A 12,705-nucleotide genomic window follows, 5' to 3' on the forward strand; every position below is an offset into this window, starting at 1 on the left:
CTTGAGGGCTCAGCCGCCGACCTTTTCGCCGAACGACGAAAAAAACTGTCCGGCCAGTTTCTTCGAGGTCGATTCGATCAGCCGGCTGCCGAGTTGGGCGATCTTGCCGCCGACATCGGCCTTGGCCGCGTAGTTCAATATCGTGGCGTCAGGTCCATCTGCCGTCAGCGTCACGTCGGCACCACCCTTGGCGAAGCCGGCAATGCCGCCCTTGCCTTCGCCCTGGATGGTGTAGGAGTGCGGCGGCTTCAGGTTCTTCAGCGTCACTTCGCCGTTGAATGTCGCCTTGATCGGTCCGATCTTCACCACCACGGTTGCCGCCATCTCGGTCGGCGACTTCATCTCCAGGCTCTGGCAGCCGGGAATGGTCGCCTTCAAGACCTCGGGATCGTTCAGCGCTTCCCACACTTTTTGCAGCGGTGCGGCAATGCGCTCCTCGCCTTCGATCACCAAAGCCATGAAAACCTCCCGGACAAGACTGTCGGAACCCGTAACGCACGGCTTGGTGCGTGTCTATCGCACCAAAGTCCGGTTGCGACCGCACGCCCTCTTGCCTGCTCCCGCGCGTTGCCATATCGATTTGTCTTACAAATACGGAGACCATGATGGCAGGCGCCCCCACCCACAAAAAAAAATTTCGCTCGCAGGAGTGGTTCGACAATCCCGACAATCCGGGCATGACGGCGCTCTATCTCGAGCGCTATCTCAATTACGGCCTGACGCGCGCCGAACTGATGTCCGGCAAGCCGCTGATCGGCATCGCACAGACCGGCTCGGATCTGTCGCCTTGCAACCGTCACCATATCGAACTCGCCAAGCGTGTGCGCGAAGGCATCGTCTCGATGGGCGGCATTCCTTTCGAATTCCCCTGCCATCCGATCCAGGAGACCGGCAAGCGCCCGACCGCGGCACTTGACCGCAACCTTGCCTATCTCAGCCTTGTCGAAGTGCTCTACGGCTATCCGCTCGATGGCGTCGTGCTCACCATCGGTTGCGACAAGACGACGCCGGCGCTGCTGATGGCGGCGGCCACCGTCAACATCCCGGCGATCGCGCTGTCGGTCGGGCCGATGCTCAATGGCTGGCACAAGGGCAAGCGCACCGGCTCCGGCACCATCGTCTGGGAATCGCGCCAGCGCCTGTCGGCCGGCGAGATCGATTATGACGAGTTCATGGACATCGTCGCCTCGTCGGCGCCGTCCACCGGTTATTGCAACACCATGGGCACCGCCACCACGATGAACTCGCTGGCCGAAGCGCTTGGCATGCAGTTGCCGGGCTCGGCCGCGATTCCCGCGCCCTACCGCGAGCGCGGCCAGATTTCCTATGAGACCGGAAAGCGCATCGTCGAGATGGTGCATGAGGATCTGAAGCCGTCCGACATCATGACGAGAGAGGCTTTCGAGAATGCCATCGTCGTCAATTCGGCCATTGGCGGCTCGACCAACGCGCCGATCCATCTCAACGCCATCGCGCGCCACCTCGGAGTCAAGCTCGACAATGACGACTGGCAGACGGTCGGCCTCAATGTGCCGCTACTGGTCAATTTGCAGCCGACGGGCGAATACCTTGGCGAGGACTACCACCATGCCGGCGGCGTGCCGGCGGTCATCGCCGAACTGATGAAGGGCGGGCTGTTGCCGCATCCCGGCGCGCGCACCGTCAACGGCAAGTCGATCGGTGAGAATAGCGAGGGCGTCGCCAACGAAAATCCCGACGTCATCCGCTCTGTCGCCAAGCCGCTGAAGGCCAATGCCGGCTTCATCAATCTTCGGGGCAATCTGTTCGATTCGGCGATCATGAAGACCAGCGGCATCTCGCCGGAATTCCGCGAACGCTATCTCTCCAACCCCAATGATCCCGAGGCTTTCGAAGGCAACGCCATGGTTTTCGATGGGCCGGAGGATTACCACGCCCGCATCGACGACCCGGCGCAAGGCATCGACGAACACACCATCCTGTTCATGCGCGGCGCTGGCCCGGTCGGCTATCCAGGCGGTGCCGAAGTCGTCAACATGCAGCCGCCGGCCTATCTCATCAAGAAGGGCATCCACGCGCTCGCTTGCATCGGGGACGGCCGCCAGTCGGGTACGTCGGGTTCGCCATCGATCCTCAACGCCTCGCCGGAAGCGGCGATCGGCGGCGGACTGGCGCTGCTCAAGACGGGCGACAGGGTCCGCATCGACTTGCGCAAGGGCACGGCCGACATCCTCGTTACCGACGACGAGATCACCCGGCGCCGCGCCGAACTGCAGAACAATGGTGGCTTCCACTATCCCAAGCACCAGACACCCTGGCAGGAGATCCAGCGCGGCATGGTCGCGCAGTTCTCGGAGGGAATGGTGCTGAAGCCGGCGGTGAAGTATCAGGACGTCGCGCACACCAGCGGCGTTCCCAGAGACAATCACTGATTGCTCCGGGGACAATCACTGATTGCTCCGGGGACAATCATTGATTCTGGATCGACGGATGGCGGCTTGATCAAATCAAGCCGCCGTCGGTTTTCCGGTCAGCGTGTTGCCGGGTAGGTCGAGAACGGTCACCGTCCTTGACAAGCGCGCCCAACAAATCCACCATCATGACAAGGGGTGCATCGCGACGACCCCGTGAGGCGTCAGCCCAACGTTCGCGTCCAAGCTTCTCTTCCAGGAGGTGGACGCCATGCCGTCAACAACCGCTATCACTGTATCGCAACTGTCCCGGCTCATCGGTCTGCCGGGCGCGCCTGTCATTATCGATGTTCGCATCGATGACGATTTCGACGCCGACCCGCGCCTGTTGCCGGCTTCGTGCCGGCGCGATTTCAAAACCGTTTCGACCTGGGCGGCCGCATTCGCCGGCAAGCCGGTGGCCGTCGTATGCCAGAAGGGGCAAAAGCTCTCGCAAGGCGTCGTTGCATGGCTGCGCCATGAGGGGATATCAGCCGAATCCCTTGAAAGCGGGTTTGAGGCCTGGCGCGATGCCGGGGGACTTCTGGTCCGCACCGCCAAAATGCCGCCGCGCAATGAAAAGGGCGCCACCGTCTGGGTGACGCGATCGCGCCCGAAGGTCGACCGCATCGCTTGCCCATGGCTGATCCGGCGTTTCCTCGACCCCGACGCGGTGTTCCTGTTTGTCGAGCCCGCTGAAGTATTGGCTGTTGCCGACCGCTTTCAGGCCGTGCCGTTCGACATCGACAATGTGTTCTGGAGCCATCGTGGCGAACGCTGCACCTTCGACACGATGATCGAGGAGTTCGGGTTGGAATCCGAGGCGCTCGATCGCCTCGCCGTAATCGTGCGCGCGGCCGACACCGCAAGCCTCGACCTGGTGCCCCAGGCGGCCGGTTTTCTGGCTGCCTCGCTGGGTCTGTCGCGTATGTACCGCGACGATCTGGAACAACTGGAAGCAGGCATGCTGCTCTACGACGCGTTCTTCCGCTGGTGTCGCGACGCCACCGAAGAAACGCACAACTGGCCCGCTGCGGGTAAGCCGTCATGACCATTCTTGTCCCCGACAACAAGGCGGTGGCCGTCGAGCCGCCGGCTGCGCCGACCTTCGCGGAAGCCACGAAGGTCTGGGCGAGGATCGGATTGCTCAGCTTCGGCGGACCTGCCGGGCAGATCGCGCTGATGCACAAGGAGCTGGTCGAGGACCGGCGCTGGATCGGTGAACAGCGCTTCCTGCATGCGTTGAACTACTGCATGTTGCTGCCTGGCCCGGAAGCCCAGCAACTCGCCATCTATGTCGGCTGGCTGCTGCACAGGACGATCGGCGGCCTTGTCGCCGGCATCCTGTTCGTCGTGCCGGGCGCGCTGGTCATGCTCGTCTTGAGCAGCCTTTACATGCTCTACGGCGACATGCCACTCGTCGCGGCGCTGTTTTTCGGGGTTAAGGCGGCGGTGCTTGCCATCGTCATCGAGGCGGTGATCCGGATCGGACGGCGCGCCCTGAAAAACCCGGTCATGGTGTCGATCGCGGTCGCGGCGTTCATCGCCATCTATGCGTTGAATGTGCCGTTTCCGCTCATCGTCTTGTTCGCCGGCCTGACGGGATGGCTGGGGGATCGCATTGCTCCCGGCCTGTTTTCCGGCTCGGCCCATGGCAAGGACGATGTTGCCGACTTCAAGGGAGCGGTCGACCTGATGTTCGAGCGTGGCGAACTGGCCCATGTCAAACCGACCAAATGGCACGCGCCGCGCACCGTCGCCATCTGGCTGCCGATCTGGCTCGGGCCTGCACTTTTGATCTGGTGGTTCACCGGCTCCGCAAGCGTCTGGACCGAGATAGGCCGGTTCTTCAGCCTGATGGCTGTCGTCACCTTCGGTGGCGCCTATGCGGTCCTCGCCTATGTCGCGCAGGCAGCCGTCCAGTCCTTCGGCTGGCTGGCCCCTGGTGAAATGGTTGATGGCCTTGGGCTTGCAGAAACGACGCCGGGTCCGCTCATCCTGGTGTTGCAGTTCGTCGGCTTCATCGCCGCGTTCCGCCATTCCGGCTCGCTCGACCCGTTGCTTGCCGGATCGCTGGGGGCGTTGCTCACCCTGTGGGTGACGTTCACGCCCTGCTTTTTCTGGATATTCCTCGGGGCGCCCTACATCGAGGCGTTGCGCGGCAACAAGGCACTGTCGGCCGCACTGGGCGCGATCACCGCCGCAATTGTCGGGGTGATTATGAATCTGGCCCTATGGTTTGGCTTGCACGTCATCTTCCGTGAGGTGCAAGCGACGGGTCTTGGCATGAATGTGCCGGTGCTTTCGTCGATCGACTGGCGCGCGGCCTTGCTTTCGGGTGCCGCCATGATCGCCATCCTGAAGCTGAAGATCGGCATGCTGCCGACACTCGCGCTATCCGCCCTTGCAGGGGTCTTGCTGGCGGCGGCTGGTTAGATAGCACCGCCTTTGTATGCCCACCACCTAAGTGGGCTGGAACGGAAGGAAACATCATGGCCGGACGGCGCTCTTCCCTCGGCTTCCTCGGAATGTTCGGCCGCTCGGGCGACTTGAGGCAGCTCGACGATGCATTGCGCGGCGCGGATCTGCATCCAGCCCTTGTGCCGGAGGGCGTGAAGCTTACCCTGGTCAATCTCATGAAGGATCGCTGGCCCGACGAGCCGCCACGGGGTACCTATGCGTCGGTGGCACAATTATGCAGCTATTGCATCGCGGGTCCCGAAACCTTCGAGCAAGCCAATGGCCATGAGCGGACGCTGGAAGCCGAGCGCCGCATCGAGGCGGCGCTTGAAACCGGCGACAGCCTCGACGCGCAGATCGTGCTGATGACACTGCATGCCAAGCTCATCAACCCCGAAGTCGTCGACCGATACGGGCTCAGCGCGGAATGACGCGAAAGGCAGGATCTGCCTGATTCTCCCAAGGCAGCCGAGCCGTTCAGGCCCGGCTGATCTCCTCGAGATACCAGCCGATGTAGCGCAGTTCGTTGTATTCCATAGGCGCGATAGGTCCGGGCACGAAATAGTGCGAGCGCACGCCGCGCGCGGTGTGCTCGATGATCTTCTTGTCCTCTTCTGTGGTGATCTTCCACAGCCAGGTCAGCTTCTCCAGATCGTAGTCCTGGCCCTCGACCGCGTCGCCGCGCACCAGCCAGATCAGTTCCATCTCGCATGTACCAGCCGTTTTCGGGATGAATCGGTAGATCATGCCGTGATCGGGATAGCAGACGAGAAAGGTCGTGCCGCCGAGATGGATGGAGGTGACGCCACCGTCATAGTCGGTGAAGCGGCCCATCAGCGGGGCCACCGGAGAGCCGTCCTGGCTGCCGCTCGAAAAGCCGTCATAGAGCGCGTAGCGGAAGGTGTCGATTGCTTCCTGACCGGCCGCCGAGTTCTGCCAGCGGTTGGCGCTGCCGATCTCGATGCCGAGCGCGCAGGTGCGCTGCTCCATCGCCGCATTGAGCTGCTCGATCATCTCGGCCGGTTTTTCCAGCGCATGCGTCTGCGAATATTCCGGATGCGCCGGTCCGCAATGGTAACATTCTACATAGTTCTCGACGGCCAGCTTCCAGTTCGCGTCGAGCGGATAGGACTGACGATACGCCACCTTGGCGTCGCCCCAGCCATATTGGCCGCAGCTCGTGCGCAGCGACTGTTCGATCGGATCGAAATCGAGCGGCGTCTCGGCGAAGGAAATGAAGACCAGACCGGATGCGACGCGGACATGAAGCTTCTTCAGCCCGTGCGCCGTGCGGTCGAAATCCTTCGGCATCAGGCGGGCAGCGCGCAATGAGCCGTCATTGGAATAGCTCCAGGCGTGGTAGGGGCACACGAACATCTTCGCGTTGCCCTTTTCCTTGGTGCAGACCTCGGCGCCGCGGTGGCGGCAGACATTGAGCATGGCATGCACGGTGCCATCCATGCCGCGTGTCAGGATGACCGCCTCGTCGCCCAGTTTGAACAGCTCGAAATCGCCGGGGTTAGGGATAACGCTGGCATGGGCCAGGCAATGCCAGTGGCGGCGAAAGACACGTTCCATGTCGCGCTCGAAGATCGCCGGGTCATGATAGAAGGCACGCACCAGGCCGTGGCCTGGTCGATGAGATGCCACCAGCCGATCGATCGCGTCGCCGTCTGTGTGGGCTTGCTGGATAGGATGCACACTCATTTGTCGTTCTGCCCGATGGTTGTCCCCAGAGCAATTTCAGGAAAGGTGTGAAGCGGTTTTCCGTCCTGAATTGGCTCCGGGTGGTGGCTGTATGGCTGCACGAACTCGTCTCCGGTCAGCCGCCCATTTGCGTGCGCGGCAGGTGGATCAGGTTGCCGAAGCGGGCACGCAATCTGTCGTCGACTTGTTTTGGCACGTGGCGCGGAAACCGTTCGGCAAGAATGCGTTTCTTCTCGGTGATCGCACGCAGCAATATATCAGGCCGGCCTTTTTCGTTCCATTCCTTCGGCGAGGAACGATCGCCGAGGGCGGGATAGAAGTGCTCGGTCTGCATCAGCTTGAGCGTCTGTTCGTTGTCGAGATAGTGGCCCGGGCCCTTGAGGCAGACCTCGGCGATGCTGTCGATCGACAGGGCCTCGTCAGTCACGTCGATGCCACGCGCGCAGCCCAGGCAATGACCGAGCATGTCGTTGTCGATGACCAGGCTCTCCAGGCAGAAGCCGAGCAGCGAGGCATGCATGCCGGCCGCCTCGTAGACGAGGTTGAGGCCGGAGAGGCCGGCCATCACATTGGTGATACCCTTTTCGTAGCCGGACTGAATATCGGGCAGTTTCGAATCCGTCATGCCGGCGGCGGAGCCGCCGGGCAGATCGTAGAATTGCGCCATCTGGGCACAGGCCGCCGTTGCCACCGACTGCTCTGCCGACCCGCCGGCCATGGCGCCGGTGCGCAGGTCCGACATGAACGGCCATGCGCCGAAAATCGCCGGATGGCCGGGCTTGAGCGCGTTGACATAGACCAGGCCGGCCAGCACTTCGGCCACTGCTTGCACGACGGCGCCGGCCATCGCCGCGGGTGCCGTGGTGCCGGACTGGCCGGTCGACAGCAGCAGGATCGGGATGCCGCCTTCAACGCAGGCCTCGAGCACGCCGCAGGCATCCTCGGCGAACTTCATCGGCGGCACGACGAATGAGTTGGAGTTGGAAACGAAGGGTCGGGCGCGGAAATTCTCCTCGCCGCCGGCGATGGCGTACAGCATTTCAAGCGCAGGCTTCACGTTCTCACGCACGGTGAAGGATGTTCCGACGTGCTTCGATGTTCCCATCACACAGGCATAAAGCGTGTTGAAATCCATCTCGAGCGGATCGGCGATGTCGCGCGCCACCATCGGCCGCTGGAAGAAATGGATGTTGTCCAGCCCATCGACGATGCGGGCGGCATCATAAATGTCCTGCAGCTTGGATTCGCGGTACTCACGCTTCTCCAGATCCACCAGGTGCACGGCGATGCCTGCCGTGCCGTAGTGCACGCGCTTGCCCTGGACCACCATGTCGTGCCTGTGGTCCTGGCCATGAAGCGTGAAATGTCGTGCCGCCCGCTTGATGGTGTCGAGCACGAGCGCGCGCGGAAAGCGGACCCGGCCATCGTCGCCGTGGACCGCTCCCACCTTGGTCAGCACCTTTATGCAGGAAGGAATGGCGTTGGCGAAGCCCACTGTCTCCAGGAGCGTCAGCACGCCCTCGTGGATACGCTCGCGGTCATCCCCGCGCAGCGGCCCGTAGCCGCCGCCCTCGATGGTCTTGTGCTGTGGTCTGGTATCCTCCACCAGGGGAGATGATCGCATGGCATGTCCTGTTTCGCGGAGACCGGAGCGCTGCGGACGACGGTTCGCCGGCGTGTCCTGCTGTTCGACAGCCACTGGCATGGAAGCACTCCACCTTCGTCGGCAGGGAACTCGTGGCGGTTGGTCCACCATCGGCCTGCTTCTTCCCCTGGCGCCGACTATGCCGCCGGCACAGGCCCATCCTATGAGCCAGCTGGCCCAGTTGCATGTGCCAGAACTAAAATACCGGAGCCGCTGCGAGCGGCTCCGGTTACGAGAGATCGACGATGGATCAGGCGGCCGCGGGTCTGCGTCCGGCGGCCGTGGCCAGTTCGCGGATGCCTGGCTCGATGTGCTGCAGTGCGATCGACGAGATGCCCAGCCGCATGAAACGCGAAGGCTTTTCAGTGCGATCGAAGAAACGGTCGCCTGGCTCGATGATGACGCTGCGCGAGGCGGCTGCCTCGGCCAGGCCGCGCGAATCGGTACCGCGCGGCCCTTCGAGCCACAGCGACGTGCCGCCGGCCGAATCGGTCGAGCGCCATTCCGGCAGGAAGGCGGAAATCGCATGGACCAGCCGCTTGCGCCGCTCGTCGAAGGCTGAAGACAGCCGCCGCACCAGCGCCTCGTGGTGGCCGAGCGACAGGAACAGTGCGACGGCGCGCTGATTGTTCGCCGGCGGATGACGCAGCATGAAGCGGCGCAGCGCCCTGAGTTCCGCGATGAGTCCGGCGGACGCCACGATGTAGCCGAGCCGCAGGCCCGGAGCCAGCGTCTTGGACATCGAGCCGACATAGACCACGCGGCCGGAGCGATCGAGGCTCTTCAGTGCCTGCTGCGGTGCCTCGTCGAGAAGCTGGCTGTCATAGCCGTCCTCGATGATGATTTGGTTGTAGCGGTTGGCGCGCGCCAGAAGATCCTGCCGCCGTTCCGCCGACAGCGGCACCATGGTCGGGCAATGATGGCTTGGCGTGACGAAGACGAAGCCGGAATCATTGGGAATAGAAGCGGTTACGATGCCGGACTGGTCGACCGGCACCGGCTGTATCTCCGCGCCCGCAAGGCGGAAGATCGAGCGGGCGTCGGGGTAGCCGGGGTCCTCCATCGCCACCTTGGAGCCTTTGGACATCAGCAGCGTCGCAAGCATGTAGAGCGCGTTCTGGGCGCCCAGCGTGACGATGATCTCGTCGGGATTGGCGAAGATGCCGCGCCGGGGCAGGAGCCGCGCCTGGATTTGCTCGATCAGCAGCGGATCGTCACGGTCGACCATGTCGGACGCCCAGTTGCGGATTTCCAACACCGCCAGCGCCATGCGGTTGCACTCGCGCCATTCGGCGGTCGGGAACAGCGCCGGATCGAACTGGCCGTAGACGAAGGGGTAGGACGACTTGATCCAGTTCTCGTGCTTGGCCGGCGGCGGCATGTCGCTGGCGAAGATCTTGCGGCGTGCCTTCCAGTCGATCTCGTTGGCCTGGTCAGGCGCCTTCTGGTGCGGCTTGGCCGGTGTCGCCAGCACATCGGGATTGACGAAATGTCCACGCCGCTCGCGCGCCACCAGGAAACCCTGGTCGACGAGCTGCTGGAACGCCAGCACCACGGTTCCGCGAGCCACGCCAAGTTTTTCGGCCAGGATCCGGCAGGAAGGAAGCGGCATCGAAGCGGCGATCTGGCGGTCCAGAATGGCGGCTACGATGGCCTGGCGGATCTGCGCCTGCAGGGTTTGGCCGGATTCAGCCGAAATCCGGAACAGGCCGGACCATATCGCCGTGTCGTTTCGCTGTGGCATGGGAGATTTCCTCGATGGCCAGCCTTTTTCGCTTGGCTGGACCAGCCGAACGTAACCGTGGCACAAGGGGTTGCGCCAATCAATTTTTCTGATCATTGGGATTTATGCCAGTGATCCTTCACGTCCTTTTGATGCCGCGTTGCGGCATCCTGGGGTGACGCGGCGCCTCATCCCGGCGATGACATCGTGCGTCATCGCCGCGTGACGTCTGCGTCATCGCTGGGTGACGGTGTGCGTCATCGCTGCGCATTGAAACGGGTGGAGTTCGGCCCGATAGATTGTCGCGACGACACGCGCCGGAAACATCCGGTCCGTAATGATGGCTCGAGGTCTCGGAGTTTGGCAGTGGATCAATCGTCCTTTCAAAAACAGCTCGCCGCGTTGCGCGATCACCGCGCTGCAGCGCCCGCCAGCATGCGCCAGGCCTTCGCCGCCGATCCCAAGCGGTTCGTAGAATTCTCCGCCACCGATGGCGATCTGCTGCTCGACTGGTCGAAATGCGCGGTCGATGCGACCGCCATGGAACTGCTGGAAAAGCTCGCCCTGGCCGCCGATCTCGAGGGTCGCCGCGCCGCCATGTTCGCCGGCAAGAAGATCAACGTCACCGAGGACCGTGCCGTGCTGCACACGGCGCTGCGCAACCTGACCGGCAAGGGCGTCACCGTCGATGGCCAGGACGTCAAGGCTGACGTCATCGCCGTGCTCGACGCCATGGGCGCCTTTGCCGATGCCGTGCGCTCGGGCAAGGCGGCCGGCGCCACCGGCAAGAAGATCACCGACATCGTCAACATCGGCATCGGCGGTTCCGATCTCGGCCCGGCCATGGCGACGCTGGCGCTGGCGCCCTATCATGACGGGCCGCGCGCGCATTACGTTTCCAACATCGACGGCGCCCATATCCACGACACGCTGAAGGGGCTGTCCGCCGAGACCACGCTTTTCATCATCGCTTCCAAGACCTTCACCACCGTCGAGACGATGACCAATGCGCAGACGGCGCGCGACTGGGTGCAGAAGGCGCTCGGCAAGGAAGCGGTCGGCAAGCACTTCGCCGCCGTGTCCACTGCGCTCGATCTGGTCGCCAAGTTCGGCATCGCGCCCGATCGCGTCTTCGGCTTCTGGGATTGGGTCGGCGGCCGCTATTCGCTCTGGGGCGCCATCGGCCTGCCGGTGATGATCGCTGTCGGCCCGCGGAATTTTCGCGCCTTCCTCGATGGCGCGCATGAGATGGACGAGCATTTCCGTACCGCACCGGTGCAGGAGAACCTGCCGGCGCTGCTGGGGCTGGTCGGCTGGTGGCATCGCGTCATCTGCGGTTACCCGGCGCGCGCCGTCATCCCTTACGACCAGCGCCTGTCCAGATTGCCCGCCTATCTGCAGCAGCTCGACATGGAATCGAACGGCAAGAGCGTCACCCTCGAAGGCACGGCGGCAACGACGCCGACCGGACCGCTTGTCTGGGGCGAACCCGGCACCAACGGCCAGCATGCCTTCTTCCAGCTGCTCCACCAGGGCACCGATTTCATCCCGGTCGAGTTCCTCGCCGCGGCCGTCGGCCACGAGCCCGATCTCAAGCACCAGCACGATCTGCTGCTCGCCAACTGCCTGGCGCAGTCGGAAGCGCTGATGAAGGGCCGCACGCTGGACGAAGCCCGCGCCCAGATGCTGGCCAAGGGCATGAAGCCGGCCGAGGTCGACAAGATAGCCCCGCACCGCGTCTTCTCCGGCAATCGCCCCTCGGTGACCATCCTTTACCGCAAACTCGACCCGCGCACCTTCGGCCGGCTGATCGCGCTCTACGAGCACCGCGTCTTCGTCGAGGGCACGCTGTTCAACATCAACTCCTTCGACCAGTGGGGCGTCGAACTCGGCAAGGAACTGGCCACCGGCCTTCTGCCTGTCGTAGAGGGCAAGGAAAGTGCCGCCAAGCGAGACGCATCGACCGCAGGCCTTGTGGGATTCATCCACCATTTGCGTGGCTCGGAGTGAAAAGCTTGGCAGACATCAAGGGAATATTGTTCGACAAGGACGGCACGCTTGTCGACTTCAACGCCACCTGGCTCGGCGTTGCCGACTTCATGGCCATGGATGCGTCCGAAGGCGATCGCTGGAAAGCCGACAGGCTGCTGGCCGCCGCCGGCTTCGATTTCGCCAACAAGCGCTTTAAGCCTGACTCGATATTTGCCTCCGGCACCAATCTCGACGTCGTCGAATTGTGGTTTCCGCGCCTCTCCAACGAGGATCAGATGCTGGCGGTCGCCCGCTTCAACGAGATCACCTCGGTGCAAGGCTCGGCGATGGCCGTGGCGCTGCCGGGCATCGTCGACACGCTGACGGCACTGCACAGGAAGTCCTACCGGCTTGGCGTCGCCACCAACGATTCGACCAGCGGCGCGGAAAAGACGCTTGTCACGCTCGGCGTCGCCCAATTGTTCGACGCGGCCTATGGCTACGACGCGGTGGCCAATCCGAAGCCGGCGCCCGACACGATCCTGGCCTTCAGCGATCTCACCGGCCTCAGGCCGGCGGAAATCGCCATGGTCGGCGACAACCGCCACGACCTCGAAATGGCGCGTGCCGGCGGCTGCGGGCTGGCGGTCGGCGTGCTCTCCGGCACCGGAACCCGCGAATCGCTGGCCGGCATTGCCGACGCCATCCTGGATTCCGTTGCCGATCTGCCGGATTTTCTCTCGGCGCGGGTCAAGGAGACGATCTGATCC

At 63.4% G+C, this 12,705-nt stretch carries 10 protein-coding genes; 6 read left to right on the plus strand and 4 right to left on the minus strand.

Annotation, left to right across the window (positions count from 1 at the left end):
- Positions 1-9: 9 nt before the first annotated feature.
- Positions 10-459 (minus strand): carbon monoxide dehydrogenase subunit G, encoded by a 450-nt coding sequence (locus EOA19_RS22635; protein WP_127256475.1) that lies wholly within the window; start codon positions 457-459, stop codon positions 10-12.
- A 146-nt stretch (positions 460-605) separates the two neighbouring features.
- Between EOA19_RS22635 and EOA19_RS22640 the strand changes: the two genes are divergently transcribed.
- From EOA19_RS22640 to EOA19_RS22655, 4 genes are all read left to right on the plus strand, one after another.
- Positions 606-2,411 carry an IlvD/Edd family dehydratase gene (locus tag EOA19_RS22640; RefSeq protein ID WP_128304845.1) on the plus strand — a complete coding sequence of 602 codons (1,806 nt, stop codon included), beginning with the start codon at positions 606-608 and terminating at the stop codon, positions 2,409-2,411.
- Between the two features lie 250 nt (positions 2,412-2,661).
- Entirely contained in the window at positions 2,662-3,480 is an 819-nt protein-coding gene (locus tag EOA19_RS22645) for a chromate resistance protein ChrB domain-containing protein (RefSeq protein WP_127290063.1), read from the plus strand.
- Complete coding sequence (gene chrA / locus EOA19_RS22650) at positions 3,477-4,865, plus strand: chromate transporter (protein ID WP_128304846.1); 1,389 nt, start codon at positions 3,477-3,479, stop codon at positions 4,863-4,865. The genes EOA19_RS22645 and chrA overlap by 4 nt, the downstream gene beginning before the upstream one ends.
- 56 nt (positions 4,866-4,921) lie before the next feature.
- Positions 4,922-5,320 carry a hypothetical protein gene (locus EOA19_RS22655; protein WP_128304847.1) on the plus strand — a complete coding sequence of 133 codons (399 nt, stop codon included), beginning with the start codon at positions 4,922-4,924 and terminating at the stop codon, positions 5,318-5,320.
- A 46-nt stretch (positions 5,321-5,366) separates the two neighbouring features.
- Here the strand turns inward: EOA19_RS22655 and EOA19_RS22660 are convergent, their stop codons facing one another.
- The 3 genes from EOA19_RS22660 to EOA19_RS22670 form a co-directional block, all read right to left on the minus strand.
- Positions 5,367-6,596 (minus strand): aromatic ring-hydroxylating dioxygenase subunit alpha, encoded by a 1,230-nt coding sequence (locus tag EOA19_RS22660; protein ID WP_128304848.1) that lies wholly within the window; start codon positions 6,594-6,596, stop codon positions 5,367-5,369.
- A 115-nt stretch (positions 6,597-6,711) separates the two neighbouring features.
- Positions 6,712-8,301, minus strand: coding sequence for a trimethylamine methyltransferase family protein (locus tag EOA19_RS22665; protein WP_128304849.1), 1,590 nt, complete (start codon positions 8,299-8,301; stop codon positions 6,712-6,714).
- Between the two features lie 190 nt (positions 8,302-8,491).
- Positions 8,492-9,985: a PLP-dependent aminotransferase family protein gene (locus EOA19_RS22670; protein WP_023811490.1), complete on the minus strand. Its 1,494-nt coding sequence runs from the start codon at positions 9,983-9,985 to the stop codon at positions 8,492-8,494.
- Between the two features lie 345 nt (positions 9,986-10,330).
- Here EOA19_RS22670 and pgi point away from each other — a divergent pair, with 345 nt between their 5' ends.
- Both pgi and EOA19_RS22680 read left to right on the plus strand, forming a co-directional pair.
- Complete coding sequence (gene pgi / locus EOA19_RS22675; RefSeq protein WP_127290073.1) at positions 10,331-11,974, plus strand: glucose-6-phosphate isomerase; 1,644 nt, start codon at positions 10,331-10,333, stop codon at positions 11,972-11,974.
- A 5-nt stretch (positions 11,975-11,979) separates the two neighbouring features.
- Complete coding sequence (locus EOA19_RS22680; protein WP_128304850.1) at positions 11,980-12,702, plus strand: HAD family hydrolase; 723 nt, start codon at positions 11,980-11,982, stop codon at positions 12,700-12,702.
- The last annotated feature ends 3 nt before the right edge of the window (positions 12,703-12,705 follow it).

Origin of the sequence: Mesorhizobium sp. M7A.F.Ca.US.010.02.1.1, from assembly GCF_004023085.1 — a bacterium.
Taxonomy (GTDB): domain Bacteria; phylum Pseudomonadota; class Alphaproteobacteria; order Rhizobiales; family Rhizobiaceae; genus Mesorhizobium.